This window comes from Ruegeria sp. YKSD163, from assembly GCF_059612905.1.
Genome location: NZ_JBXWRM010000009.1, coordinates 134,835 through 160,377, shown reverse-complemented (window position 1 = coordinate 160,377; position 25,543 = coordinate 134,835). Strand labels below are relative to the sequence as shown.

Below are 25,543 nucleotides of genomic sequence, written 5' to 3'. Positions count from 1 at the left end.
TTTTTCACCGATCTGCCGGATGCTGACGCCACTGAGCGTTGGGGACTGTTACGAATGAGCCTGGTAAACAAGCTTGCCGAAGAGCGGCGCGCGCGTTTGGCCGCGGAAAGACTGTTGGAACTGAAACAGGCCGAACTGTCGGCGGCAAACCGCAAGCTGGGGCGCCATGCATTGGCGCTGACCAAGCAGATTGGCGAGAAACAGGCCGAGGTGGCCACCGTCCGTGACGAGAACGAAAAGGTCAAATCTGACCTGACCGTCGCCAACGCCAAGATCGAGGTGGCCGAACGCCGGCTGTGGCACTCGATCCAGACCATTCAGGACGGCTTCGCTTTCTTCGATGCCGACAGCAAGCTGATCGGCGCCAATACTGCCTATCTCAACGTCTTTGACGGGCTGGACGAGGTGGCGCCCGGTATCTCGTACATGCGTATCCTGCAACTGATGACCGAGGAAGGCATCATCGACACCGGTGAACTGGCCGCCGATGAATGGCGGCAGATGATGCATGACCGCTGGATCGCCCCCACCCCCGAACCGGTGGTGATCCGCCTGTGGAACGACCAGTATGTCAAGATGATCGACCAGCGCGGCCACGGCGGCGACGTGGTCAGCCTGGCGCTCAACATCACCTCGACCGTGCGCTACGAGGCCGAACTGCGCGCAGCCCGTGAGCGGGCCGAGGCCGCGAACCGTGCCAAATCGGCCTTTCTCGCCAATATGAGCCATGAGATTCGGACGCCGATGAATGGTGTTGTCGGGATGGCCGAACTGCTCTGCGACACCGCACTGGACGAGGAACAGCAGCTTTATGCCAGTACCATCAAGAATTCGGGCGAGGCGCTGCTGGTGATCATCAACGACGTTCTCGATTACTCCAAGATCGAGGCCGACAAGATGGTGCTGCATCCCGAACCGTTCGACCTGGAACGCTGCATTCACGAGGTCGCGATGCTGATGCAGCCCATCGTGCGCGACAAGGGGCTGACGCTGCTGGTGGATTACGATCTGTTCCTGCCCACCTTGTTTGTCGGAGATCCTGGTCGGATGCGGCAGGTTCTGACCAATCTTTTGGGCAATGCGGTCAAGTTCACCGCCAAGGGTCATATCCTGATCCGCGTCACCGGCGTGCCCGATCCTGCCACCGGCCGCTGCGCCATCCACGTGGCGATCGAGGATACCGGGATCGGCATCCCCAGGGAAAAGCTGGCGCATATCTTTGGCGAGTTCAATCAGGTCGAGAACGAGCGCAACCGGCAATTCGACGGCACCGGGCTGGGCCTGGCGATCTCGCAGCGACTGATCCAGATGATGGGCGGCACCGTCTGGGTCGAAAGCGAAGAGGGGCGAGGATCCTGTTTCGGCTTCCGCGTCACCCTGCCAATGAGCGAGGAACCGCAGCCGGTACTACCTAACCTGCCGGTCCGCCTGCGGCATGTGCTGATCGTCGACGACCTGTCGGTGAACCGCGCAATCCTGGACAAGCAGCTGGCCCAGTTGGGCGTGCAAGTGACCTGCTGCGCCTCGGGGGTCGAAGCACTGGAACGGATGAGTGACTGCGTCGATCTGGTGCTCAGCGATCACAACATGCCCGAGATGGACGGCTTGGAACTGGCCGAAACGCTGCGTGGCGCGGGCTGGACCGAGGTGCCGATCTTCTTGCTGTCCTCTAATCCGGGAGTGGCCCATGCCGATCCGGCCAAACGCCATGTGCAGGGCATTCTGCAAAAACCGATCCCGCGGGCCGAACTGTTTGCGCGATTGTCGGACATGGGTACCGGTGTTGCGCCCGTGGCAGAGCACGCCCCCATTAGCGAAGCCCCACCCAGGACAGAGCTGGACAAACCCGCAGAACCCGCCGCGCGCCGCCAAATGCGGGTACTGGCCGCCGAGGACAACCGAACCAACCAATTGGTGTTCCGCAAAATGGTCAAGACGCTCGATATCGACCTGCGTTTCGCCAATAACGGGCTGGAGGCCGTAGAGCTCTGGCAGGAGTTCCAGCCGGATCTGATTTTCATGGACATTTCTATGCCCAAGATGGACGGGAAACAGGCGACCGGGGAAATCCGAAGACAAGAAACCGGAACCGGGCGCCATGTGCCCATTGTCGCGCTGACCGCGCATGCGATGGCTGGCGATGCCGAGGGGATACTGGCCGCCGGGCTGGATCAGTACCTGACCAAGCCACTGCGCAAGGCGCTCATCCACCAGCACATCGCGCAAGCCTGTCCGGCGGACGCGCTCCCGATTACACCGGAAGGCGGGGATTGACCTCGGACGCACTCAAGCCTTGGCCGAGATGATCAGATCGGGCCCAAAGATGGTGTCAGCATGGTGATGCAAGTAGATTTTGAGCCATGGCGTGAACCGCTCGGGGTAACGTCGCACTTCCGCCAAAAGGTCGTGATAGCCGATCCAGCGGATCTCCATCACCTCTTCGGGGTTCGGCACCACGTCGAGCGGTCCGCGCACATGGGCCAGGAAAACATCCACCACCTCGTTCTCGACCATGCCGTTGCCGACATCCGCATGGTATTCCAGCCGGTGGCGGTATTCCGGATAGAGACCGCTGATCCCCAGTTCCTCGCGCAGGCGCCGCACCGCGCAGGTCGAGGCGCTCTCGTCCCAGTCGGGATGGGTGCAGCAGGTATTCGCCCACAGTCCCGGCGTGTGGTACTTGCCCAGCGCCCGGCGCTGGATCAGGATATCCATGCCGCGCACGACAAAGACTGAAACCGCCTTGTGTTTCAGACCCTTCTCATGTGCTTCCAGCTTGTCCACCGGAACAAGCGTATCGTCGACCCAAGCCGGAATCAGGATGCCCATACCATCCTCATGTCGTGTTCTCCCGTGACCGCGGCGCCAAGGGGCGGCCGCCCTGCCGGTCTCATGCCGACTTGCCGGACAAACCTGTGCGCGTTTCTCCCGGCGATCAAGCGTGTAAAAGGCCGCAGTTTGCACTGCGGCCTTGCTGGCACTTACGTACCAGGTTTCGGGATTTATTCCGCGGCGACGCTTTGCAGATAGGCAAACACGTCCTCGCCACCGGATTTCAGCTTGAAGGTCATCTTCGACTTGGCCGCCGTTTCACCCAGATAGGTGTTCAGGAAACCTTTGGGGTCCTGGGTAAAGGCGACAAAGCTTTCCTCGTCCCAGACAAGACCCTTTTCACCGGCTGCAACCAGGCTATCACCGTATTTGTAGCCCTCATAGCTGGCTGCGGCCCGGCCCACGACGCCATACAGGTTCGGCCCGGTCTTGCCCCCCTTGACGATGGTTTCGCCCGCGGGGGTTTCGATCATGTGGCAGGACTTGCACTTGTTGAAACCCTTCTCACCCTTGGCGGCATCGCCCTCGGCAAGGGCGGGAACGGCAAGAACGCAGGCAAACGCGGCGGCGACAAATCGGTTCATGTTGGGAACTCCACAGATTTTTGGCTGACCCAAATGAGAAGACAGAGCGCGCCGGAGTCAACACCACCATCGTCGGATTCAGGCACTGTGTCGCACCTTCTCACGCGCTTGTCAGCAAGATCACGCCTGATGCCAGCAGGGCAGCAGGTCACCCGGCGCCGGACGTGCCAGATAGATGGCGCGGGCAATGGCGCGGGCAAGGCACAACGCGGCGGCATGGCCCAATAGGGTCAGATCACGCTCGGGCGCGGCCATCGGGCGGGCGCCGGTCGAGACCGAGAAAACCAGATCTCCATCGCCCGGTGAATGGGCTGGAACCGTGGCCCGGGCGATGCCGTCATGGGCGGCGACCGCCATGCGCTGGCACTGCGCCTTGGTCAAGTCGGCATCGGTTGCAACGATGGCAATGGTGGTATTGGCCCGGTCCTGCGCCTGGGCGGCCATGGTCCTCATCTTGCGGCTCTCGAGCTGCCGACCCAACCCGCAACTGGGGTCGGGACCCAGCCCGCCGAACTCGCCATCAATCTCGAACGGAGCGGCCCAGAAATGACGGTCACCGGGGGTGGTGACGCTGCCCATCGGATTGGCGGCAACCAGCGCGCCCACCGTGGTTCCGTCGGGCAGCACCAGCGAGGCCGAGCCAAGCCCCCCTTTGAGCATCGCGGTCAGCGCCCCGGTACCGGCCCCAGCGGTACCAAGCGCGAAATCCTCGCCCACCGCGCCAAACGCGGCGCGACCCAGCGCGCGATAAGGGTTGTCGACCCATTCCTTGTCCCCGCCATTGAGCAGGTCAAAGATGATCGCGCCCGGCACGATGGGAATGACTGCATCGGCAATGCGATAGCCGCGCCCGGCGGCGCGCAGCGCATCGGACACGCCCGAACAGGCATCCAGCCCATAGGCAGACCCGCCGGAGAGCACCAGAGCGTCGATCCGTGCCACCGATTTGTCGGGTGCCAGCAGATCGGTCTCACGCGTACCGGGCGCCCCGCCCATCACATGGACCGAGGCCATGAACGGCGCGTCGGCAGTCAGCACGGTGGCACCGGATTTCAACGCATCGTCCTGCGCATTGCCGACCATCAGGCCGGGCACATCGGTGATCAGGTTGCGGGGGCCGGGAACCATGGCTTGCCTTTCCTCAGAGGCGGCGCTCAGATGCAGCGGCCGCCATCCACCTCCATCGCGACGCCGGTGATCATCGAGGCCTCGTCCGAACACAGGAAACAGGCGGCATTGCCCATGTCCTGCGGGGTCGAGAACCGACCCAGCGGGATGGTGGACAGGAACTTGGCCCGCATTTCGGGCGTGTCCTCGCCCATGAAGGATTTCAACAGCGGGGTCTCGCCCGCCACGGGGTTGAGCGCGTTGACCCGCACGCCATCGGGCGCAAGCTCTACCGCCATGGTGCGGGTCGCGGTGATCATCCAACCCTTGGATGCATTGTACCAGTTCAGCCGGGGGCGCGGAGAAACGCCGGCGGTCGAGGCGACATTCAGGATCGCGCCCTTTCCGCGTTCCTTCATATGCGGCACCAGCGCCCGAGCGGTCAGATAAACCGACTTCATGTTGACGCGAAAGACACGATCGAAATCCGCCTCGCTGACATCCTCCAACGCGGTGGGCAGGTGAGTGACACCGGCATTGTTGACCAGAATATCCACATGCCCGAACCTGCGCAGCGCCGCCGCCGCCATCGCATCGACCGAGTTACCGTCCGAGACATCAACCTGATGGGCAAAGGCATCGCCATCCATCTGCGCGGCGGTCTCGCGCGCGGTGTCAAGGTTGATATCCGCCACCATGACGCGGGCGCCTTCGGACACGAATTTCGCCACGATCCCCGCGCCAAACCCTTGCGCGCCACCGGTGACGATAGCTGTTTTTCCGTCCAGTCTCATATGGTTCACTCCCTCTGGACCCGAGATTAGCAGCGGCGCGCAGAGACGCCAGTCTATTCGTCGCCAATCTTGCCGCGCAGGGCCTTGACCTCGCCGCGCGCCTTCTTGGCATCCAACCGGCGCCGGACCGAGCCGCGCGTGGGCTTGGTCGCGATGCGGCGTTTGGGGGCCACCAGCGCACGGGCGATCAGCTCGACCAGCCGGGCGCGGACGATCTCGCGGTTGCGGGCCTGGCTACGGGTTTCGTCGCATTGCAGGACGATAGCCCCCTCGCTGGTCCAACGCCGTCCTGCCAACCGTTTCAGCCGCGCTTTGACCGGTGCGGGCAAGGAGGGCGAGCGCGCCGCCTCGAACCGCAATTCGACGGCCGAGGACACCTTGTTCACATTCTGCCCGCCCGGCCCCGAGGCGCGCATGAAGCTCTCGCTCAACTCCCAGTCCTGGATCACGATATCGTCGGTCACATACAGCATGGCGGCACCTTAGCGGGCCTCGCGGGTATGAAAAAGGCCGCCCATCGGGCGGCCTTTCGAAAGTTCAGGAAGCTGTGCCAGTGGGCCAACAGGCTCGACCGGGGCGGGTACCCGCCAAGGACTGCCTTGACCGGCGCCTGCCCCTAGGTTCCGGCACCTCTTACCAATCCCTTTCTCGACACTGGACCACCTCCTTTGCTTTGCTGTTGAACTCATCTTAAGCCTGCCACAGGAAGTGATTTGCGCCAAATGAAATCTTCAGGCGGCGACGCGAGAGGGGGCAAGTCGTTGAACGATAACGCGGAACGGGATCAGCGCGATCAGGGCAAGTGAGAGTTTGACCAGCCAGTCGGCAAAGGCCAGCGTGACCCACAGCGGCATCGGCGCGCCCTGGTTCATGAAGGGCACCGCCTCCCACGCCCAGTTGACAGCGGCGTCGGCATCCGGGCCAAACAGGGTGATGCTGGCCGAAAAGGCGATGGTAAAGAACAGTGCGGTGTCCAGCGCCGAGCCGATCAGGGTCGACACCAGCGGCGCCCGCCACCAGCGCCCGCCCCGGAACCGGTTGAACACCGCCACATCGGTCAGTTGCGCGATCAGGAACGCGGTGCCCGAGGCGACCGCGATCCGCAGCGGCACGGCGGCATAGGTATAGCCGTCGCCTTGCAGCATGATCTGGCTGCCGATCAGCGAACAGATCACCCCGGTCACAAACCCGGCAAACACCACGCGCCGCGCGGCCTCGGTTCCATAGACGCGGTTCATCACATCGGTGACCAGAAAGGCCAACGGATAGGTGAAGGCGCCCCATGTCAACAATCCGTCGAGGATCAGGAACTGGACGAGGATGTTCGACGCCACCACGATGGCGGCCATGGCAAGAATGCCGGGAAGGAATGAGCGGGTCATGTTTCGGGGTCCGTTTTGACAAGGGTGCGGCGACTTGGTCCGCCTGTGTCGCGGACAAGCCGGGCGTTTAGCCCGCAACACCCCGTCCTGTCAATCCGGCAGCAGGTATTCGACCAACTCGGTCCGTTGCAGCACCAGAAAGTTGTCATCCGACACCATCGTGGCCCGCAATCGCCCTTGCCCGTCGCGCCAGACCGACAGGCCCTCAAGATTGTCATGGCTGGAAATGCGGCTTTGAAACAGGGTCTCTTCGCCAGAGACCCCATTAGCAGTCATGTTCCAACGGCGCAGGCGCGAGCGGAACCCGATGGCGCCGGTATCGCGCTCCAGCACATAAAACCGTCCGTCGGGTCCGAAATCGGCCGCGACGGGCAGGAAGTCGCCACGCTGCTCCAGGTGAAACGCCGTGCTCCAGGCCCGCCCGTCCCAGCGATAGACGGGGATCGAGCCATCACCGGCGCGGCTGCTTTCAGGCAGGGTATAGAGCCGCCCGCGCGCGTCCATCGCCAACCCCTCGAAGGCACCGTTGCGGGCCATGTAGCGAAACGCGTCCGGGCGCGGCAGAACCTCGGCCGGGCCATCGAGGCGCGTGTATCGCGCCACGCGCGCCACGCCCTCGAACGAGATGTAGATCACCCCATCCGACCCGACCACCAACCCCTCGCTGTCGCCGACCCGGCCCTTGAGCACCTTGTTCTTGCTCGATCTGACCTTGTGGACAGTACCGATCTCGACGCCTGTGATCTGGTCGCCGTCGCGCCGCAACCGCGCGGTCAGGATCGTGGCACGGTCGGACAGTACGGTCATGCCCATGCCGTCCGGCGTCATCTCGATGGCCGAAAAGCCGCCGAACCAAGGCTGCGAACCGCGCCAGGTGAAACTGCCCAGATGCTGTGCCTCGCCCCGGTCCACGGCCAGGCCGGGACCGGACAGCACCAGCGCCGCCGCTATTGCGAGCGCAAGACGGAGGCGCATTGCTTCGGCAGGTCGGCCAGCACGTATTCACGGCGTTTCTTGGGCGGTGGCGCATTGGGGTCGCGCGGCTTCGGGGGCGGCGGGTTCAGGATGTTGTTCACCCATTCCTGCGCCTCGGCACAGCCATCCCCCTGCGGCGGCGGGGTCTGGTCGACACAGCCGCGCGACCCGCGCGGACAACTTAGTCGAACGTGGAAATGATAGTGATGCCCCCACCAGGGCCGGATCTTGCGCAGATAAGAGCGGTCGCCCTTTTCGTTGTTGCACATCCAGACCTTGGCGCCGGGAAAGACAAAGATGCGCGCCACCCGTTTGTCGCGCGCCGCCTCGCGCATGATCGCATGATGCTGGCGGGTCCAGCTGTCGTTGACATAGGCCCCCTTGGCCCGGCGCAGCGAGATCGACGAGATGTTTTCGCGGTGCTGACCCGATAGACGCAGATTGTTGGCCTGCAACATCCAGATGTCGATATCCAGCCCCAGCTGGTGGCTGCGATGCCCGGTCAGCATCGGCCCACCGCGCGGCTGGCTGATATCGCCGATGTAAAGCCCGCTCCAGCCTTTCTGCCGGGCGGCAAAACCGCTCAGGTCACGGATGAAGTCGATGGTCTCGGGCTGGCCCCAGTTGCGGTTGCGGCTCAGCCGCATCGCCTGCCAGGTCGGGCCGGTCTCGGGCAATTGCTCCAGCCCGGCCGCGCAACCCTTGGCATAGCTGCCATAGGCGGCGGGTTTCTGCCGAGAGGCCTGCTTTTGAGCCCCGAAAAGCTCTTTGGCCAATGGCTCGGCCTGCGCCGGAGCGGCACCCAGCACCGGACTCAGCATCAATAGAAAAACGGCAATGATCTGAATAAACACTATTTCTGGTCCCCTTTTGGATTCACCCAAATCAACAGGATCAGTCCCAGAATAAACAAGCCGACGACCGGTGAAACCCCCAAGCGCGCGGACCCGGTTGCCGCCGTGGCCGCTCCGATCAATGCGGGCGCAAGAAACGCGGTCGCGCGCCCCGACAGACCGTAAAGACCAAAGCTTTCGGTTGGGGTCGCAGGATCGGTATGGCGCACCATCATCGACCGGCTGGCCGCCTGCACGATGCCACCGAACCCGCCGATCAGCACGCCGCAAAAGAAGAAGACGAAATCGGGCAGGCTCGAGCCTTCGGCCAGCGGGATGCCGAATATCTGGGTCCGGTCCATGCCAACGATGGTGGCGCAGACCAGGATCAGCACCAGGATCGAGCCGACGATGACCGGCTTGGGCCCCAGCCTGCGATCGGCCAGCCCTCCCAGCCAGCTGAACGCCGCCGCTGAGATCGCCGCGATGATGCCAAATACGCCGATCATCGTGATCTCCCAACCCAGCACCAACCGGGCATAGACCCCGCCAAAGCCATAGAGCCCGTTGAGCGCGTCGCGATAGAACATCGACGAGGCCAGATAGCTGGCCAGGCTGCCACGGTGGCGCAGGTTCTTGACCGATTGCACCACCAGCGCCACCGCCTCGCCGAAACTGCCGCGCCGCCCGCTGCCGGCGGGTTCGCGCACCCAGAGGAAATAGGGGATCATGAAGATCACGAACCAGAGCGCGGTGAACGGGCCGACGGCGCGGGTTCCCTCGCGGGTCGCGGGATCTAGCCCCAGCACCGGGTCAAGGCCGATCAGCGTCTTGCCATTGCCCTGCTCAACAAAGAGAAGCAACATGATGAACAGCGCCACCACGCCGCCGAGATAGCCAAAGGCGAAACCCGAGCCTGAGATCTGGCCCACTTCCTCTTTGGTGCCAAGCGAGGGGAGCTGCGCGTTGATGAAGATCAGCGCATATTCGGCGCCGATGAAACCGATGCCGAAACTGGCCATCATCCACCAAAGGTTGCCGCCAGTCGGATCCATGTACCACAGGCCCCAGGCGCCGACGACATACATGCCGCAGAAGAGCGTGATCCAGGTCATGCGGCGGCCCGAGATATCGGCCATCGCCCCCAGAAAGGGTGCGCCGAAGCCGATGATCAGCCCTGTGATGGTCAGACATTGCGACCAGACCACCTGTGCCTGCGCCTTGGCAGCCTCGTCCGCCAAACCTTGGCCCATGAAATAGTCCGCGGCCACCGCGGCGAAGAACGGGCTGAACACGAAGGTCACAAGAAGCGTGTGATAGGGTTGGCTGGCCCAGTCGAAGAAATACCAACCCCAGATCCGCTTGCGCGCCGAGATATCCGCCATGCCTGTCCCCGTTCAAATTGTTTGTGTATTTGCTTCGGTTATGAAGGCTGGCTCGGGGGCGAGGCAAGTCTTTCCTGTGCGGGCCCCGCTTGAGCCCTTGCGTCTTTGCCCTGCTGCTCTTAGGTCTGTTCGCGGTTCGTGCGCGAGGAGGCCCCATGCAGTCGCTGTTTCAAATCCTGATGCTGATCCTGGATGTGGTCTGGTTCTTCATCCTGGCGCATGTGATCATGAGCTGGCTGATCAACTTCCAGGTGTTGAACATGCGCCAGCAGCTGGTGGCGCAAATCTGGTACGGGCTGAACCGGGTGTTGGAGCCGATCTATGGCCCGATCCGCCGGATCCTGCCACCGATGGGCGGGCTGGACCTGACCCCGCTGGTGGTGCTGCTGGCAATCATGGCGCTGCGCATCGTGCTGTTCAACAACGCGGCGCTGTTCTATTGAGTGCGGTGAGGGGGCGCCGCCCCCTCTTGGCCTGACGGCCAATTCACCCCCGAGGTATTTTCGAACAGAAGAAGACCGGCGCCGGTGCTCTTGTTCCCGGCGCTTTTGCGCGTGTAAGGTGGTCCCAAAGAGCAAAGCGCAAAAATCAGGACAGGCCACCCCAAAGATGTTCGACGCCGCACCGCTGTTGCGAGATGTGTTTGGATTCGACGCCTTCCGCCCCGGGCAGGAGGAAATAGCGCAGGCCGTGGCCGAGGGCCAGAACGTGCTGGCGATCATGCCGACGGGGGGCGGCAAATCGCTGTGTTTCCAACTGCCGGCATTGATGCGCGACGGGGTGACGGTGGTGATCTCGCCGCTGATCGCCCTGATGCGCGACCAGGTGCGCGGCTTGCAAGAGGCGGGCGTCGAGGCGGGCGCTTTGACCTCGGGCAACACGTCTGAGGAGACCGAGGCTGTCTGGCAGGCGCTGGAGGCGGGGCGTCTGAAGCTGCTTTACATGGCCCCCGAACGGCTCGCCTCGGGCGCGGCGATCGGGATGCTGCGGCGGATCGGGGTGAGCCTGATCGCAGTGGACGAGGCCCATTGCGTCAGCCAGTGGGGCCATGATTTCCGCCCCGATTACCTGCGTATCGGCGAGCTGCGCAGGGCGCTGGGCGTGCCGCTGGCCGCCTTTACCGCCACGGCGGATGCCGAGACACAGGCCGAGATCATCGCGAAACTGTTCGACGGAGAAGCGCCGCGCAGCTTTCTGCGCGGGTTCGACCGGCCCAATATCCACCTCGCCTTTGCCGCCAAGGACAGCCCGCGCCGCCAGATCCTGGATTTCGCGGGCGCCCGGCGCGGACAGTCGGGTATCGTCTATTGCGGCACCCGGGCCAAGACCGAGGCGCTGGCGCAGGCCCTGCGCGAAGACGGCCACAGCGCTTGTCACTATCACGGCGGAATGGAGGCCGAGGACCGCCGCATCGTCGAAACCCGCTTTGCCCGCGAGGATGGGCTGATCGTGGTGGCGACGGTCGCCTTTGGCATGGGAATCGACAAGCCCGATATCCGCTGGGTCGCCCATGCCGATCTGCCGAAATCCATCGAGGCCTATTATCAAGAGATCGGCCGCGCCGGGCGCGATGGCGGGCCGGCCGAGACGCTGACCCTGTTTGGTCCCGACGACATCCGCCTGCGCCGCAGCCAGATCGACGAGGGGCTGGCCCCACCCGAACGTCGCGCCGCCGACCATGCCCGGCTGAACGCGCTTCTGGGTCTGGCCGAGGCGATGACCTGCCGTCGCCAGACCCTGCTGGGTTACTTTGGCGAGAGCGAGGTCACCTGCGGCAAATGCGATCTGTGCGACAGCCCGGCAGAGCGCTTTGATGGCACCACCGCCGTGCGCATGGCGCTGTCGGCGATGCTGCGGACCGAGGAATGGTTCGGCGCCACCCATCTGATCGATATCCTGCTGGGTAACCAGACCGACAAGATCCGCGACCGCCGCCATGACCAGTTGCCCACCTACGGGGTGGGCACCGAATGGAACCGCGCCCAGTGGCAGGCGATCTTTCGCCAGATGATGGGCCGCGACCTGGTGCGCCCCGATCCCGAACGCCATGGCGCGCTGCGGATGACCGAGGCGGCGCTGCCGATCCTGCGCGGCGAGGCCGAAATCGAACTGCGCAAGGATACGGTGCGCAAGGCGGCGCGGCGTCCGGCGGTCAAAGCCATGGTCAATGACGAGGACGCGCCGCTGCTGTCCGCGCTCAAGGCCAAGCGGCGCGCTCTGGCCGAGGCGGCACGGGTCCCGGCCTATGTGATCTTTCCTGACCGCACCCTGATCGAGATGGCCGAGAAGCGCCCCGCGTCGCTGGACCAGATGGCCCGCATCGGTGGTATCGGTGCCAAGAAGCTGGAGCGCTACGGCGCCCTGTTCCTGGAGGTGGTGAGCGGTGCGGCCGAAGCGCTGCACCCCGCCCGCCGCAAGCTGGCCGGACGAGGGACCGGCAACATCTACGATCGGCTGCTGGCGGTACAGGCCGATCTGGCACGCGGCCCCGACGGAATCGACAAGCCGCTCAGCTGTTCGGCATCGCAACTGGCCAAGGTGGCGCAGATGCGGCCCGACGACCGGCGCGGGCTGGAGGTGTTGTTGGGCGACCGGCGCTGGGAACGTTTTGGTGAGGCCTTTCTGGACGTGCTGGGCCAGGCGTCCTAGATACGTGCGAAACCAAGGACGAGAGGGCAGGACATGCTGGTGGTGATCTCTCCGGCCAAGCGGCTGGATTGGGCGGAACGTGACATTGCGGCGACCGAACCCGCCTTTCAGGACGATGCGGTGCGGCTGGCCAAGACCGCGCGCAACCTGACGCTGGGCGATCTCAAGAAACTGATGGGGCTGAGCGACGATCTGGCCCGACTCAACCGCGATAGGTTCCGCGAATTCGTCGATGCGCCCGGCGCGAATGTAACCCGCCCTGCGGCGCTGGCCTTTGCCGGGGACACCTATCAGGGGCTCGAGGCCACCTCGCTCGACCCCGAGGAAATGGACTGGGCGCAGCAGCATCTGCGCATCCTGTCGGGGCTTTACGGCCTGTTGCGTCCGCTGGATGCGATCCAGGCCTATCGGCTGGAAATGGGCAGCCGGTTGAAGACCCGGCGGGGAGCCTCTCTCTATGACTATTGGGGTGACCAGCTGTCCAGGACGCTGAACGCTCAGGCCGATGAAATCGGCACCGATGTCTTGGTCAACTGTGCCAGCCAGGAATATTTCGGCGCCGTCGACCCCAAGACGCTGAAACTGCGGGTGGTGACGCCGGTGTTCATGGAGGACAAGGGCGGCGCGCCCAAGATCGTGAGTTTCTATGCCAAGAAGGCGCGCGGGGCGATGGCCCGCTATATCGTGCAACGCCGTCTGACCGATCCACAGGCGCTGAGCGAGTTCGACAGCGGCGGATACCAATACAACGCTGACCTGTCCGAGCCCGACAAACCGGTGTTCCTGCGCCCCTATCAGGGCTGATTTCCTCTCGACCTCTTGCGCGGCGCCGGGCAGTCTGTCGCCACGAGAGAGGGAGACTGCCATGACCGTTCTGATCGCCGGTGCCGGTATCGCGGGGCTCAGCCTGGGGTTGACGCTGCACCAGATCGGGGTGCCGTTCCGCATCTACGAGGCAACGGCGGTGCTGCGCCCTATGGGGGTGGGGATCAACCTGCAACCCAATGCGGTGCGCGAATTGCTCGACATGGGGTTGGAGGCGGAACTGGACCAGATAGGGGTGCGCACCCGACAGCTGGGGTTCTACTCGAAACTGGGCAAGACCATCTGGGAAGAGCCGCGCGGCACCTGGGCCGGTTATGCCTGGCCACAATATTCGGTGCATCGCGGCGCCTTGCAGATGATGTTGTATGAGGCGTTGATCGCGCGGGCCGGAGCGGATTGCGTGGTGACCAGTGCGCGCGCTGCCGGGTTCGAAACCGGGTCAGAGGGTGCCACCCTGATCCTGAGCGATGGGCGCCGGGTCGAGGGGCGGTTGCTGGTCGCCGCCGACGGTATCCATTCGGCGCTCAGGGCGCAGATGTACCCGGACGAGGGCGAACCGATCTGGAACGGACGCGTGCTGTGGCGTGCCACCACCCGGGCGCCCGCCTATTTCGGTGGCGGCGCGATGGCGATGATCGGCCATGACGACCTGCGGCTGGTGTCTTATCCGATCTCGGACCCGGACAGCGACGGCATGGTCGAGATGAACTGGATCGCCGAGAAACGGTTTCCCCTAGATGCCGCATGGAAGAAAGAAGATTGGAACCGCGCCGCCGATATCGGTGATTTCCTGCCCGATTTCGCGGACTGGCGGTTCGACTGGATCGACGTTCCCGCGCTGATCCAAGGGGCCGAGGTGGTTTATGAGTATCCGATGGTCGACCGCGACCCCCTGCCCCGCTGGACCGACGGGTCGCTGACCCTGATGGGTGATGCGGCGCACCCCACCTATCCGGTCGGGTCGAACGGGGCCAGCCAGGCGGTTCTGGATGCGCGCATCATCGGTGCCCGGCTACTGGAGCATGGGATTACGCCCAAGGCGCTGGCGGCCTATGAGGCCGAGGTCCGCCCGGTGACCACCGCCGTTGGCCAGGCCAATCGCGCGGGTGGCGGGCCGGACGGGATTCTGCAACGGGTCGAGGATCTGTGCGGCGGCGATTTCGACGATATCGATACGGTGATCCCCCGTACCGAACTGGCCGCGCATGCGGCCAGGTACAAATCCATTGCCGGGTTCTCTATAGAAGAGCTGAATGCGCGCCCCCGGACCATCGCCGAAGGCGCGCGGATGCCAGCCTAGACCATCATCGCCGCCGCCACCGCCGCTTTCCAGCGGCGATAGGCGGCCTCGCGGTTGCCCTCGGGCATCTTCGGGGTGAACCGTGCATCCAGCGCCCAGGTCGCAGCAAAGCCTGCTTGATCGGGGTAAACCCCAGCCCGCATCCCGGCCAGCCAGGCCGCGCCCAGCGCCGTGGTCTCCTGCATCACCGGGCGGTCCACCGGCGCACCCAGACGGTCGGCCAGTCCCTGCATCGCCCAGTCGGAAGCGCTCATGCCGCCGTCGACGCGCAGGATCACATCCGCATCCGCACCCCAATCGCCCTGCATCGCCTCCCACAGATCGCGGGTCTGATAGGCCACGCTTTCCAGCGCCGCCTTGCAGAACTCGGCCGGGCCGGAATTGCGCGTCAGCCCGAACATGGCGCCGCGGCAATCGGGCTTCCAATACGGGGCACCAAGACCGGTAAAGGCGGGAACAAGAATGACGTTCTGCGCGGGATCGGCGCGGGCGGCCAGCTCACCGCTTTGCGCCGCAGTCTCGATGATCCCCAGCCCGTCGCGCAGCCACTGCACCGCCGCCCCGGCGATGAATATCGACCCCTCCAGCGCATAGGTCCGCTGGCCGTCCAACTGATAGGCGATGGTCGTCAGCAGACGGTTCTGCGAGGCGACCGGCTGTGTTCCGGTATTGAGAAGCGCGAAACAGCCGGTGCCATAGGTGGATTTCATCATGCCGGGCTGGAAACAGGCCTGACCAATCGTGGCCGCCTGCTGGTCGCCGGCAACGCCCAGGATCGGCACCTGCCCGCCAAACAGATCCGTGGTACCGAAATCGGCGGCGCAGTCGCGCACCTCGGGCAGCATCACCATCGGCACGTCGAGCAACTCGCAGATCTCCTTGCACCATTCCCCCTGATGGATGTCGAACATCAGCGTCCGCGCGGCGTTGGTGGCATCGGTCGCATGAACCCGCCCGCCGGTCAGCCGCCAGATAAGGAACGAGTCGATGGTGCCAAACAACAGCTCGCCCGCTGCGGCCCGATCGCGCGCGCCCGGCACGGTGTCGAGGATCCATTTCACCTTGGTGCCCGAAAAATACGGATCGAGCAGCAGGCCGGTCTGGGCGGTAAAGTCGTCCTCGCAACCCGCATTGCGCAGCCGCTCGCAGATGGCGGCGGTGCGCCGGTCCTGCCAGACGATGGCGCGATGGACCGGCGCACCGCTGGCCTTGTCCCAGACCACGGTGGTTTCGCGCTGGTTGGTGATGCCGATCCCGGCGATCTGCTCGGGCCCGATGCCCTGTGCGGAGATCACCTCGCGGCAGACCTCCAGCGTGGTTCGCCAGATCTCGTCGGCGTCATGCTCGACCCAGCCCGCCTCAGGGAAATGCTGGGTGAATTCACGTTGGGCGGTCGCCACCCGCCGCATCTCACCATCGAACAGGATCGCCCGACTCGAAGTGGTGCCCTGGTCAATCGCCAGAATAAAGGTCATTCTCTGCCCCCTGTCATCGTCTCTTGACCCGGGACTGTAGCCGCATTTCCGACGTGTCAGGAAGCCCCTACTAATCGTTTAGTTGGGGAACCGCGATATTGTCGATCAACCGCACCCCATCGAGCCAGGCCGCCACCAGCAGGCGCGCGGGTTCGGTGGGTCGGTCAAGCGCGCGCAGACTGTCCGCTGCGCGCAGATCGAAATACTCGATATCGACAAAACCGGCGGCACCCAGTGCCTCGCGCGCCGCGGGCGCCAGATCGCCAAATGAAGCGCCAGCTGCCAACCGCTCGGCCGCCTGCCGCATGACGGGATAAAGCCGACCGGCCCGCTCCAGCCCCTCTGCCGACAGCCGCATGTTGCGCGATGACATCGCCAGGCCCGAAGGCTCGCGCACCGTGGGGCAGCCAATCACGGTGATCGGGATATCCAGATCCCGCGCCATGCGCGTCACCAGCATCATCTGCTGGTAATCCTTTTCGCCGAAATAGGCCCGGTCGGCCCCGGTTTGCAGGAACAGCTTGGCCACCACGGTCGCCACGCCGTCGAAATGGCCCGGGCGGCACGCACCCTCCATCACATCGGTCAGGCCCGAAACCGAGACGGTGGTGGCAAACCCCTGAGGATATATCTGATCGGGGTCGGGCACATAGATCGCATCGACCCCGTAAGGCGCCAGCTTGGCGGCGTCGGCCTCTTCGGTGCGGGGGTATCTGGCCAGATCCTCGGGGCTGTTGAACTGTTTCGGGTTGACGAAAATGGTCACCACCACCCGGTCACAAGCCGCCTTGGCCGCCGCGACCAGCGACAGGTGCCCGTCATGCAGCGCGCCCATCGTGGGCACCACGCCGATGCTCTCGCCCGCGCGCTTCCAGCCGGCGGTGGCGGCACGCAGATCGGCCAGCTTGCGCAGGATCGGCGCGTTCATGTCTTGGGACCTTTGACCGGGGCCTGATCGCCAAACACATGTTCCGCCGCCGGAAAGCTGCGCGCGCGCACTTCGGCGGCGTATTCGGCAATCGCCGCTTCGGCCAGAGGACCCAGATCGGCATAGCGTTTGACGAATTTCGGTTTGAACGCAGTAAAAAAACCCAGCATGTCATCAACCACCAGGATTTGTCCGTCACACCCGGCCGAGGCCCCGATGCCGATGGTCGGAATCGCAACCTCGGCTGTGATCCGGTCGGCCAACGTTGCGGGCACCTTTTCCAGCACCACCGAGAACGCGCCCGCCTCGGTCACCGCATGGGCATCGGTCAGCACCGCCTGGGCCTGATCGTCGCGGCCCTGCACCTTGTACCCGCCCAGCGTATTGATCGACTGCGGCGTCAGACCGATATGGGCCATCACCGGAATGCCGCGTTTCACCAGAAACCGGATGGTTTCGGCCATCTCGACCCCGCCCTCCAGCTTGACCGCACCAGCGCCGGTCTCGGCCATCAGCCGGGCGGCATTGCGGAACGCCTGAGCCGGGCCCTCCTCGTAGCTGCCGAATGGCATGTCGATCACCAGCATCGAGCGTTCCAACCCGCGCGCCACCGCCTGCCCGTGCAGGATCATCATTTCCATTGTGACGCCCAGAGTGGAGCTAAGCCCATGCAGCACCATGCCGACGCTGTCGCCCACCAGCACGAAATCGCAATGCCCATCCATCAGCCGCGCCATCGGAGTCGAATAGGCGGTCAGGCTGACCAGCGGCACGCCCCCCTTTAGCGCCCGGATATCCTGGGCATTGGGGGCGGTCTTGCGGGCGGTCGCGCTCATTTTCAGTCCTCCGCAGAAAATGTTGCATTGCAGCATAGATATTTCGCGCTCGCAGCGAAAGCCCGATTGCGCCAACAATTCCTTGATTGCCCCGGGATTTGCGGAAACAGTGAGGCAAGCCGTGGCGGGGTCACGATCCCGTCAGACGAAACCAAACGGGGAGAGTTGGAATGAAACGGTTTGTAAAACAGGGGTTTGTCTCTGGTCTGGCGCTGAGTGCCGCTTTGATCGCAGGGGCCGCCTGGGCCAAGGATGACATCACCATCGCAATGCAGTTGGAGCCGCCGCATCTGGACCCAACCAGCGCCGCGGCGCAGGCCATCGACTCGGTGGTCTATGTGAATATTTTCGAGGGATTGACCCGCTTTATGGGCGATGGATCGATCGTCCCCGCCCTGGCCGAAAGCTGGGAGATCTCGGAGGATGGCACCGTCTATACCTTCAAGCTGCACGAGGGCGTGACCTTCCATGACGGCTCGTCCATGGATGCCGAGGACGTCAAGTTCAGCCTGGACCGCGCCCGCGCCGAAGAAAGCGCCAACGCGCAAAAGGCACTGTTCGCCGGCATCGACAGTGTCGATGTTGTCGATCCACTGACCGTAAAGGTGACGCTGACCGAACCCAACGGCAATTTCCTGTTCAACATGGCCTGGGGCGATGCGGTGATCGTGGCGCCCGAGAGCATCGAGAACATCAAGACCGCGCCGGTGGGCACCGGCCCCTATACGTTTGGCGAATGGGTGCAGGGCGACAAGATCGTGCTGAACCGCAACACCGATTACTGGGGTGACCAGCCGGCGCTCGCGCAAGCGACGTTCAAGTTCATCTCGGACCCCACAGCCGCCTTCGCCGCAATGATGGCCGAGGATGTGGACGTGTTCACCGGCTTCCCCGCGCCCGAGAACCTGCCGCAATTCGAAGCCGACCCCCGGTTCCAGGTGCTGGTCGGTTCGACCGAGGGCGAAACGATCCTGTCGACCAACAACAAGCAGGCGCCCTTTGACAACGTCAAGGTCCGTCAGGCGATGGCCCATGCAATCGACCGCCAGGCGATCATCGATGGGGCGATGTTTGGATATGGCACGCCGATCGGAACCCATTTCGCACCGCACAACCCGGCCTATGTCGATCTGACCGGCAACTCGGCCTTCGATCCGGTCAAGGCCAAGGCGCTGCTGGCCGAGGCCGGATTCCCGGATGGGTTCGAAACCACGCTGCACCTGCCGCCGCCCTCTTATGCGCGGCGCGGCGGCGAGATCATCGCGGCGCAGCTGGCGGCGGTTGGCATCAAGGCCGAGATCATCAATGTCGAATGGGCGCAATGGCTGGAAACCGTGTTCAAGGGCAAGAACTTTGGCCTGACCATCGTCAGCCATACCGAGCCGATGGATATCGGTATCTATGCCCGGCCTGATTATTACTTCCAGTACGACAACCCTGCCTTTCAGGAGTTGATGGGGACGCTGAATTCGACCACCGACCCGGACAAGCGGACCGAGTTGATGCAACAGGCGCAGCGTATCATCTCCGAGGATTACGTGAACGGCTACCTGTTCCAGCTTGCCGCGCTGAGCGTGGCCAAGGCCGGTGTGCAGGGTCTGTGGGCCAATGCGCCCACCGCCGCGACCGACCTGTCCGCGATCAACTGGTCCGAATGAGGCGCGAGACCATTTTCTGACCCAGAAAATGGCTCAGAAAATCTGCGATTTTCTGGCTCGCCGCTCCGGCGGCGGGTCTTTTTTCCGAATGGGTGGTATCGACCCGACATGCTCCGCTACAGCCTGAAACGCGCGCTCTCGCTTGCGATCAGCCTGGCCATTGCCAGCCTGGTCATCTTTGCGGTGATCGAGATCGCCCCGGGGGATCCGGCCTCGTTCATGCTGGGAGTCAACGCGCAGCCCGATACGCTGGCCGCGCTGCGCACAGAGTTGGGTCTGGATCAGTCAAAGGTCGAGCGTTACCTCAGCTGGGTCACCGGCATGCTGCGCGGCGATTTCGGCACCTCTTACACCTATCGCACCCCGGTTTCGCAGATGATCGCGGACCGGCTCTGGGTCTCGCTGCCGCTCGCGCTCTACGCGCTGGCATTGTCCACCGCCATTGCCCTGCCCGCCGGCATCTATGCTGCCGCTCGCCGGGGCAAGCCTGGTGATCTGGCGGTGATGGGCGCGACCCAACTGGGCGTTGCGGTGCCCAATTTCTGGTTCGCCATGATGCTGGTGCTGATCTTTGCCATCAACCTGCGCTGGTTCAATGCGGGCGGCTTTGCGGGCTGGGACAAGGGGTTGGCCGCGGGCCTGCATTCGCTGACCCTGCCCGCCATCGCGCTGGCCCTGCCGCAGGCGGCGATCCTGGCTCGGGTGATGCGCTCGGCCCTGCTCGACATCCTGGGCGAGGATTTCATGCGCACTGCGCGGGCCAAGGGTCTGACCCGCCGGCAGGCACTGTGGCGGCACGGGCTGCGCAATGCCCTGATCCCGGTGCTGACCATCATAGGCCTGCAATTCTCGTTCCTGCTGGCCGGGTCGATCATCATCGAGCAGGTGTTCTATCTGCCCGGCCTTGGGCGGCTGGTGTTTCAGGCAATCTCGGCACGCGATCTGATCGTGGTGGAATCGGTCGTCATGCTTTTGGTCTTTGCAGTGATCGTGGTCAATTTTCTGGTCGACCTGGCCTATGCTCTCGTTGACCCGCGCCTGAGGTCCCGGACATGAGCCGCAACCTGATCCTGGGCGCGGGCCTGTCCTCGCTGGTGGTGCTGGCCGCACTCCTCTCGTTCGTCTGGACGCCCTATGACCACACCGCGCTGAACATCCCGGCCAAACTGCAAACCCCGAATGCGCGGCACTGGTTCGGGACCGACCATTTCGGGCGCGACATGTTTTCCATGATCATGGTCGGCGCGCGTACCTCGATTGCGGTGGCTCTACTGGCGGTGGGTATCGGCATGAGCCTGGGCGTGCCGCTGGGCCTGACCGCCGCGGCGCGCAAGGGGTCGTGGCTGGACGAGTTGATCATGCGCGGCAACGATCTGGTCTTTGCCTTCCCCTCTCTGGTGATCGCCATCCTGATCACCGCCGTATTCGGGGCCGGCGCGGTCAACGCCATCATCGCCATCGGCATCTTCAACATCCCGGTCTTTGCCCGCATCACCCGTGGCGCGGCGCTCAGCCTGTGGGAGCGCGAGTTCATCCTGGCTGCGCGCGTCGCGGGCAAGGGCGCGGCACGTATCTCGGCCGAACACATCCTGCCCAACGTGGCCAACCTGCTGATCGTGCAGGGCACCATCCAGTTCTCGCTGGGCATTCTGGCCGAAGCGGGGCTGAGCTATGTCGGACTTGGCGCGCAACCACCCACGCCCAGCTGGGGACGGATGTTGGCCGATGCACAGACCATGGTCAGCTTTGCACCGCATCTGGCGCTGATCCCTGGGTTTGCCATCATCCTGACAGTGCTGGGTCTGAACCTGATGGGTGACGGGCTGCGCGACTGGCTTGACCCCCGGCTCAGGGTGGCGCGCACATGAGCCTGTTGCAGATCATCGACCTGTCGCTCTCGATCCATGCCTATGAGATCCTCAAGCGCGTGAACCTGACCATCGAGCCGGGTGAGATCGTGGCCGTCACCGGCGAGAGCGGCTCGGGCAAGTCGATGACGGCGCTGGCAGTGATGCAGCTGTTGCCCGGAGGCGCGCGCGTCAATGGCTCGATCCGGCTGGACGGGCAAGAGATCTTGGCCCTGCCCGAAGCGCAGATGTGCGCCCTGCGCGGCGCGGCGGTCGGCATGGTGTTTCAGGAACCGATGACGGCGCTGAACCCGGTCAAAACCATCGGGGATCAGGTGATGGAGACGATCCTGATCCACAAAGCGATGACGCCCGACAGGGCCGAGGAGCGCGCGCGCGAGGTTCTGACCCGCGTCGGCCTGCCGTCCGACCGGTTCCCGCTATCGCGCTATCCGCATGAACTCAGCGGTGGACAGCGCCAACGCGTGGTCATCGCCATGGCAATCGCGCTACGCCCGAAACTACTGATCGCGGACGAGCCGACCACCGCGCTCGACGTCACCACGCAGGCGCAGATCCTCGACCTGCTCAAGGGGTTGGTGCAGGAATACGGCATGGGCATGTTGATGATCACCCATGATCTGGCCGTTGTTGCTGACATGGCCGACCATATCACCGTCATGCGCCATGGCGAGGTGGTCGAGGCCGCGCCGACACAGCGTCTGCTGACCGGTATGAGCCATCCCTATACCAAGATGCTGTTCGCCGCCTCGGATCACCGCGTGACCCTGCCCGCGCCACCACCACCGGCGCCGCTGCTGGAGGTGTCGGAGGTGGTGCGCGACTATGCCCTGCCGCGCACCCGGCTGTTTGCGCGCCCGGGCCATCACCGCGCCGTGGATCATGTCAGCTTTGCCCTGAACCGGGGCGAGCGGCTGGGGCTGGTCGGCGAATCCGGCTGTGGCAAGTCCACCCTGACCCGCGCCATCCTGGGGCTGGAACCGGTACAGAGCGGTGAAATCCGTCTGGCGGGGCAACCGGTCTTTGACGGCAAACGCGCCAATCCCGAAATCCGCCGCCGCATGCAGGTGGTATTTCAGGATCCTTACGGCAGCTTCAACCCGCGCCACCGTGTCGACCGGCTGGTGACCGAACCGTTTCACCTGCTCGATGCGCCGCCAACCGGGTCGGACCGCAGCGACCGCATTGCCGAGATGCTGACCGCCGTCGGCCTGTCGCCCGACGATGCGGGAAAGTATATCCACGAGTTTTCCGGCGGTCAGCGCCAGCGCATCGCCATCGCCCGTGCACTGATCATCCGGCCTCAGCTGATCCTGTTCGACGAGGCGGTCTCGGCGCTTGATGTCTCGGTCCGGGCGCAGATCCTTGACCTGCTGGCGCAGCTCTGCTCCGAATATGACCTGACCTATCTGTTCATCAGCCATGACCTGAGCGTGGTGCGCACGATCACCGACCGGGTGCTGGTGATGCAATCGGGCCGCATCGTGGAGCAAGGAGATACAGAACAGGTCTTTTCCGACCCCGCGCACTCTTATACCCGCGCTTTGATCGCCGCCGCGCCAGAGCTTCCCGAAACGGGGGCGCGACGGGCATGACCCTTCTTCTGTCAGTTATTCCCCAGCCAGGGAACATAGCCTCGCAACCACTCTGCCCGGTAAGCCCGATCTGCACCCGAAGGCCAGCCGATTTCGAAGAACTATTGCTTTGCCATCGACAAGGAGACCGCAATGACCCTTCCCCTCTGGTTCGATCCCACGCTCTGCCTTATCGGTGGCCAATGGCAATCGGCTGCCAGCGGCGACACACTGCCACTGATCAACCCCTCTGACGGCACCGAGATCTGCCGCATCGCCCGCGGCACCGCGCCTGATATCGACGCTGCCGTAGCCGCGGCAGAGACTGCGCTCGCTGGTGACTGGGGCCGGATGACCGCGACCGAGCGGGGCCGCATCCTGTCCCGGCTGGGCCAATTGGTGCTGGAGCGGGTCGAGGATCTGGCAGTGATCGAGGCAGCGGACGTGGGCAAGCCGCTGACCCAGGCCCGCGCCGATGCGGTGGCGCTGGCGCGGTATTGCGAATTCTACGGCGGTGCCGCCGACAAGGTGATGGGTGAGACCATTCCCTATCTCGACGGCTATACCGTCTATACCCTGCGTGAGCCGCACGGGGTCACCGGCCATATCGTGCCCTGGAACTATCCGATGCAGATCATCGGCCGCTCGGTCGGGGCGGCGCTGGCCATGGGAAATGCCTGCGTTCTGAAACCGGCCGAAGAGGCGTGCCTGACCGCATTGGCCTTTGCCGATCTGGCGAAACAGGCGGGGTTGCCCGCAGGTGCGCTGAACGTGGTGCCGGGGCTGGGGGCCGAGGCGGGCGCGGCGCTGTCGGCGCATCCGAGCGTGCACCATATCTCGTTCACCGGATCGGTCGCTACCGGCGTGCTGGTGCAACAGGCGGCGGGGCGCAATGTGGTGCCGGTGACGCTGGAACTGGGGGGCAAGTCGCCGCAGCTGGTCTTCGACGATGCCGATCTGGATGCCGCGCTGCCGTTCCTGGTGAATGCGGGGTGCCAGAATGCCGGCCAGACCTGCTCTGCCTCGTCCCGCATCCTGGCACAGCGCGGTGTGTATGAAGAGGTCAAGGCGCGGATGTCTGCGGCCTATGCCGAACTGACCGTCGGCCCCGCGATGGAGGATCTGCGGGTGGGGCCGTTGATCTCGGCCCGGCAAAAGGAGATCGTGACCGGGTTTCTGAGCCGAGGCGCCGACCTGACCATCGCGGCACAAGGCCGGATCGTGGACCACGCCCCCGAAAGCGGGGCCTATGTGCGACCGACACTGTTCGCTGATGTGTCCCCCGATCATGCGCTGGCACGTGACGAGATATTCGGCCCTGTGCAGGTCCTGATCCCCTTTGACACCGAGGATGAGGCTGCCGCAATCGCCAATGGAACCGATTACGGGCTTGTCGCCAGCATCTGGACCCGGGACGGCGCGCGCCAGATGCGGCTGGCCAAGCGGTTGCGGGCAGGTCAGGTCTTCATCAACAATTATGGCGCCGGGGGCGGGGTCGAATTGCCCTTTGGCGGGGTCGGCAAGTCCGGGCATGGGCGCGAGAAAGGCTTCGAAGCGCTCTACGGCTTTTCGCAACTCAAGACAGTCGCCGCGCGGCACGGCTGAGGATGAGCGCGCGCAGCGGAGATAACGTGGTTCTTGCCATCCTTTTGTCGCTGCTGGCGCTGGTCCTGTTCGACATGATGGGGCTTATCATCAAATACCTGTCGCCGAGCTATGGTGCGGCCGAACTGTCAGCCTATCGCAACTTCTTCGGCGTCTTTCCCAGCGTGATCGCGCTGTGGTCCTCGCCTGCCTGGCACAGTGCAGGGCGGCCGTGGCGCATCCGGCAGTGGCGGCTGGGGCTGATGCGCGGGGTCTATGTGACCTTTGCCCAGTTCCTGTTCTACTATTCGCTGGGCAAGCTCGCCTTTGCGACCGCCTCGACCATCACCTATGCCAATGCGGTGTTCATGACCGCTCTTGCGGTGCCGCTGCTGGGCGAACGGGTGGGGCTGATGCGCTGGGCCGCGGTTCTGCTGGGATTTGCCGGGGTGCTCTTGGTAATGAAACCCGGTAGCGAGAGTTTCACGCTGGATGCGCTGGCACCGCTGGGGGCCGCGTTTCTTTACGCCCTGACTGGCGTTTCGGCGCGTCAGATGGACAGCGCGGTGCCAAGCGCGCTGATCAACCTCTATTCGGTTGTGGCCGCTCTGTTCGGAGCGCTGGCGCTGGCGCTGCTGAGCGGCGGGTTCACCCCACTTGTTCAATGGTCCGACCTGGGTTGGATCGCTGCAATGGGAGGGTTCGGAGGAACAGCGGTGCTGTGTCTGGTGGCCTCGTACCGGATGACCGAGCAGAGCAATCTGGCCCCCTTCAGCTATTTCGGCATTCCCATCGCCTTTGTCGCGGGCTGGCTGGTGTTCGACGAGACCCCTTGGGGCGACCTGTTCCCCGGCGCTTTCTTCATCGCGGGTGGTGGGCTGATGATCGTCTGGCGCGAAAGGATCAGATCGCGGGCGGGGCGCCGAATTTCAAACTGAAATTCGGGTCGTTTTC

The 25,543-nt window shown here is 64.2% G+C and carries 23 protein-coding genes; 11 read left to right on the top strand and 12 right to left on the bottom strand.

Features of this window, described 5'->3' with window-relative positions:
• Window positions 1-54 precede the first annotated feature (54 nt).
• Window positions 55-2,274, top strand: a complete 2,220-nt coding sequence (locus AC2FNA_RS13745; RefSeq protein WP_496827416.1) for a response regulator — start codon at window positions 55-57, stop codon at window positions 2,272-2,274.
• Between the two features lie 12 nt (window positions 2,275-2,286).
• On the opposite strand, the gene idi is transcribed toward AC2FNA_RS13745, so the two are convergent.
• The 9 genes from idi to AC2FNA_RS13700 form a co-directional block, all read right to left on the bottom strand.
• Entirely contained in the window at window positions 2,287-2,829 is a 543-nt protein-coding gene (idi, locus tag AC2FNA_RS13740) for an isopentenyl-diphosphate Delta-isomerase (protein ID WP_496827414.1), read from the bottom strand.
• A 173-nt stretch (window positions 2,830-3,002) separates the two neighbouring features.
• Window positions 3,003-3,416 (bottom strand): c-type cytochrome, encoded by a 414-nt coding sequence (locus AC2FNA_RS13735; protein ID WP_496827412.1) that lies wholly within the window; start codon window positions 3,414-3,416, stop codon window positions 3,003-3,005.
• Between the two features lie 120 nt (window positions 3,417-3,536).
• Entirely contained in the window at window positions 3,537-4,544 is a 1,008-nt protein-coding gene (locus tag AC2FNA_RS13730) for a P1 family peptidase (protein WP_496827410.1), read from the bottom strand.
• A 26-nt stretch (window positions 4,545-4,570) separates the two neighbouring features.
• Window positions 4,571-5,317 (bottom strand): SDR family oxidoreductase, encoded by a 747-nt coding sequence (locus AC2FNA_RS13725; protein WP_234220726.1) that lies wholly within the window; start codon window positions 5,315-5,317, stop codon window positions 4,571-4,573.
• A gap of 53 nt (window positions 5,318-5,370) precedes the next feature.
• Window positions 5,371-5,790: an alternative ribosome rescue aminoacyl-tRNA hydrolase ArfB gene (gene arfB / locus AC2FNA_RS13720; protein WP_496827408.1), complete on the bottom strand. Its 420-nt coding sequence runs from the start codon at window positions 5,788-5,790 to the stop codon at window positions 5,371-5,373.
• A gap of 258 nt (window positions 5,791-6,048) precedes the next feature.
• The gene (locus tag AC2FNA_RS13715; RefSeq protein WP_496827406.1) at window positions 6,049-6,699 is read right to left on the bottom strand and encodes a queuosine precursor transporter; all 651 of its coding nucleotides are present in this window, start codon (window positions 6,697-6,699) and stop codon (window positions 6,049-6,051) included.
• A gap of 90 nt (window positions 6,700-6,789) precedes the next feature.
• Complete coding sequence (locus tag AC2FNA_RS13710) at window positions 6,790-7,674, bottom strand: esterase-like activity of phytase family protein (RefSeq protein WP_496827404.1); 885 nt, start codon at window positions 7,672-7,674, stop codon at window positions 6,790-6,792.
• Complete coding sequence (gene mepA, locus AC2FNA_RS13705; protein WP_496827402.1) at window positions 7,647-8,495, bottom strand: penicillin-insensitive murein endopeptidase; 849 nt, start codon at window positions 8,493-8,495, stop codon at window positions 7,647-7,649. The genes AC2FNA_RS13710 and mepA overlap by 28 nt, the downstream gene beginning before the upstream one ends.
• A 32-nt stretch (window positions 8,496-8,527) precedes the next feature.
• The gene (locus tag AC2FNA_RS13700) at window positions 8,528-9,892 is read right to left on the bottom strand and encodes an MFS transporter (RefSeq protein WP_496827400.1); all 1,365 of its coding nucleotides are present in this window, start codon (window positions 9,890-9,892) and stop codon (window positions 8,528-8,530) included.
• Window positions 9,893-10,047: 155 nt separating this feature from the next.
• On the opposite strand from AC2FNA_RS13700, the gene AC2FNA_RS13695 reads away from it, so the two are divergent.
• The 4 genes from AC2FNA_RS13695 (at window position 10,048) to AC2FNA_RS13680 (ending at window position 14,666) form a co-directional block, all read left to right on the top strand.
• Window positions 10,048-10,335: a YggT family protein gene (locus AC2FNA_RS13695; RefSeq protein ID WP_496827398.1), complete on the top strand. Its 288-nt coding sequence runs from the start codon at window positions 10,048-10,050 to the stop codon at window positions 10,333-10,335.
• 166 nt (window positions 10,336-10,501) lie between these two features.
• The gene (gene recQ / locus AC2FNA_RS13690; protein WP_496827396.1) at window positions 10,502-12,541 is read left to right on the top strand and encodes a DNA helicase RecQ; all 2,040 of its coding nucleotides are present in this window, start codon (window positions 10,502-10,504) and stop codon (window positions 12,539-12,541) included.
• A gap of 33 nt (window positions 12,542-12,574) precedes the next feature.
• Window positions 12,575-13,345, top strand: coding sequence for a peroxide stress protein YaaA (yaaA, locus tag AC2FNA_RS13685; RefSeq protein ID WP_496827394.1), 771 nt, complete (start codon window positions 12,575-12,577; stop codon window positions 13,343-13,345).
• A 61-nt stretch (window positions 13,346-13,406) separates the two neighbouring features.
• The gene (locus tag AC2FNA_RS13680; RefSeq protein ID WP_496827392.1) at window positions 13,407-14,666 is read left to right on the top strand and encodes a flavin-dependent oxidoreductase; all 1,260 of its coding nucleotides are present in this window, start codon (window positions 13,407-13,409) and stop codon (window positions 14,664-14,666) included.
• Here AC2FNA_RS13680 and glpK read toward each other — a convergent pair.
• The 3 genes from glpK to panB form a co-directional block, all read right to left on the bottom strand.
• Entirely contained in the window at window positions 14,663-16,141 is a 1,479-nt protein-coding gene (gene glpK, locus AC2FNA_RS13675) for a glycerol kinase GlpK (RefSeq protein ID WP_496827390.1), read from the bottom strand. The two genes, AC2FNA_RS13680 and glpK, sit on opposite strands and share 4 nt — an antisense overlap.
• Window positions 16,142-16,211: 70 nt before the next feature.
• Window positions 16,212-17,069 (bottom strand): pantoate--beta-alanine ligase, encoded by an 858-nt coding sequence (gene panC, locus AC2FNA_RS13670; RefSeq protein WP_496827388.1) that lies wholly within the window; start codon window positions 17,067-17,069, stop codon window positions 16,212-16,214.
• Window positions 17,066-17,905, bottom strand: a complete 840-nt coding sequence (gene panB, locus AC2FNA_RS13665; protein ID WP_496827386.1) for a 3-methyl-2-oxobutanoate hydroxymethyltransferase — start codon at window positions 17,903-17,905, stop codon at window positions 17,066-17,068. The genes panC and panB overlap by 4 nt, the downstream gene beginning before the upstream one ends.
• Window positions 17,906-18,075: 170 nt before the next feature.
• On the opposite strand from panB, the gene AC2FNA_RS13660 reads away from it, so the two are divergent.
• The 6 genes from AC2FNA_RS13660 to AC2FNA_RS13635 all read left to right on the top strand — a co-directional run bounded on the left by AC2FNA_RS13660 (window position 18,076) and on the right by AC2FNA_RS13635 (window position 25,527).
• The gene (locus AC2FNA_RS13660) at window positions 18,076-19,563 is read left to right on the top strand and encodes an ABC transporter substrate-binding protein (RefSeq protein ID WP_496827384.1); all 1,488 of its coding nucleotides are present in this window, start codon (window positions 18,076-18,078) and stop codon (window positions 19,561-19,563) included.
• A gap of 108 nt (window positions 19,564-19,671) precedes the next feature.
• Window positions 19,672-20,619 carry an ABC transporter permease gene (locus tag AC2FNA_RS13655; RefSeq protein ID WP_496827382.1) on the top strand — a complete coding sequence of 316 codons (948 nt, stop codon included), beginning with the start codon at window positions 19,672-19,674 and terminating at the stop codon, window positions 20,617-20,619.
• Window positions 20,616-21,431, top strand: a complete 816-nt coding sequence (locus AC2FNA_RS13650; protein ID WP_496827380.1) for an ABC transporter permease — start codon at window positions 20,616-20,618, stop codon at window positions 21,429-21,431. Before AC2FNA_RS13655 ends, AC2FNA_RS13650 begins: the two co-directional genes overlap by 4 nt.
• Window positions 21,428-23,026 carry an ABC transporter ATP-binding protein gene (locus tag AC2FNA_RS13645; RefSeq protein ID WP_496827378.1) on the top strand — a complete coding sequence of 533 codons (1,599 nt, stop codon included), beginning with the start codon at window positions 21,428-21,430 and terminating at the stop codon, window positions 23,024-23,026. Before AC2FNA_RS13650 ends, AC2FNA_RS13645 begins: the two co-directional genes overlap by 4 nt.
• A gap of 132 nt (window positions 23,027-23,158) precedes the next feature.
• Window positions 23,159-24,610 carry an aldehyde dehydrogenase family protein gene (locus tag AC2FNA_RS13640; protein ID WP_496827376.1) on the top strand — a complete coding sequence of 484 codons (1,452 nt, stop codon included), beginning with the start codon at window positions 23,159-23,161 and terminating at the stop codon, window positions 24,608-24,610.
• A gap of 2 nt (window positions 24,611-24,612) precedes the next feature.
• The gene (locus AC2FNA_RS13635) at window positions 24,613-25,527 is read left to right on the top strand and encodes a DMT family transporter (RefSeq protein ID WP_496827374.1); all 915 of its coding nucleotides are present in this window, start codon (window positions 24,613-24,615) and stop codon (window positions 25,525-25,527) included.
• Window positions 25,528-25,543 lie beyond the last annotated feature (16 nt).

Excerpts from the sequence above, each read along its gene's own strand:
- AC2FNA_RS13745 (WP_496827416.1), top strand. The coding sequence starts at position 55 with ATGAGCCTGGTAAACAAGCTTGCCGAAGAGCGGCGCGCGCGTTTGGCC.
- idi (WP_496827414.1), bottom strand. The coding sequence starts at position 2,829 with ATGGGCATCCTGATTCCGGCTTGGGTCGACGATACGCTTGTTCCGGTG.
- AC2FNA_RS13735 (WP_496827412.1), bottom strand. The coding sequence starts at position 3,416 with ATGAACCGATTTGTCGCCGCCGCGTTTGCCTGCGTTCTTGCCGTTCCC.
- AC2FNA_RS13730 (WP_496827410.1), bottom strand. The coding sequence starts at position 4,544 with ATGGTTCCCGGCCCCCGCAACCTGATCACCGATGTGCCCGGCCTGATG.
- AC2FNA_RS13725 (WP_234220726.1), bottom strand. The coding sequence starts at position 5,317 with ATGAGACTGGACGGAAAAACAGCTATCGTCACCGGTGGCGCGCAAGGG.
- arfB (WP_496827408.1), bottom strand. The coding sequence starts at position 5,790 with ATGCTGTATGTGACCGACGATATCGTGATCCAGGACTGGGAGTTGAGC.
- AC2FNA_RS13715 (WP_496827406.1), bottom strand. The coding sequence starts at position 6,699 with ATGACCCGCTCATTCCTTCCCGGCATTCTTGCCATGGCCGCCATCGTG.
- AC2FNA_RS13710 (WP_496827404.1), bottom strand. The coding sequence starts at position 7,674 with ATGCGCCTCCGTCTTGCGCTCGCAATAGCGGCGGCGCTGGTGCTGTCC.
- mepA (WP_496827402.1), bottom strand. The coding sequence starts at position 8,495 with ATGCTGAGTCCGGTGCTGGGTGCCGCTCCGGCGCAGGCCGAGCCATTG.
- AC2FNA_RS13700 (WP_496827400.1), bottom strand. The coding sequence starts at position 9,892 with ATGGCGGATATCTCGGCGCGCAAGCGGATCTGGGGTTGGTATTTCTTC.
- AC2FNA_RS13695 (WP_496827398.1), top strand. The coding sequence starts at position 10,048 with ATGCAGTCGCTGTTTCAAATCCTGATGCTGATCCTGGATGTGGTCTGG.
- recQ (WP_496827396.1), top strand. The coding sequence starts at position 10,502 with ATGTTCGACGCCGCACCGCTGTTGCGAGATGTGTTTGGATTCGACGCC.
- yaaA (WP_496827394.1), top strand. The coding sequence starts at position 12,575 with ATGCTGGTGGTGATCTCTCCGGCCAAGCGGCTGGATTGGGCGGAACGT.
- AC2FNA_RS13680 (WP_496827392.1), top strand. The coding sequence starts at position 13,407 with ATGACCGTTCTGATCGCCGGTGCCGGTATCGCGGGGCTCAGCCTGGGG.
- glpK (WP_496827390.1), bottom strand. The coding sequence starts at position 16,141 with ATGACCTTTATTCTGGCGATTGACCAGGGCACCACTTCGAGTCGGGCG.
- panC (WP_496827388.1), bottom strand. The coding sequence starts at position 17,069 with ATGAACGCGCCGATCCTGCGCAAGCTGGCCGATCTGCGTGCCGCCACC.
- panB (WP_496827386.1), bottom strand. The coding sequence starts at position 17,905 with ATGAGCGCGACCGCCCGCAAGACCGCCCCCAATGCCCAGGATATCCGG.
- AC2FNA_RS13660 (WP_496827384.1), top strand. The coding sequence starts at position 18,076 with ATGAAACGGTTTGTAAAACAGGGGTTTGTCTCTGGTCTGGCGCTGAGT.
- AC2FNA_RS13655 (WP_496827382.1), top strand. The coding sequence starts at position 19,672 with ATGCTCCGCTACAGCCTGAAACGCGCGCTCTCGCTTGCGATCAGCCTG.
- AC2FNA_RS13650 (WP_496827380.1), top strand. The coding sequence starts at position 20,616 with ATGAGCCGCAACCTGATCCTGGGCGCGGGCCTGTCCTCGCTGGTGGTG.
- AC2FNA_RS13645 (WP_496827378.1), top strand. The coding sequence starts at position 21,428 with ATGAGCCTGTTGCAGATCATCGACCTGTCGCTCTCGATCCATGCCTAT.
- AC2FNA_RS13640 (WP_496827376.1), top strand. The coding sequence starts at position 23,159 with ATGACCCTTCCCCTCTGGTTCGATCCCACGCTCTGCCTTATCGGTGGC.
- AC2FNA_RS13635 (WP_496827374.1), top strand. The coding sequence starts at position 24,613 with ATGAGCGCGCGCAGCGGAGATAACGTGGTTCTTGCCATCCTTTTGTCG.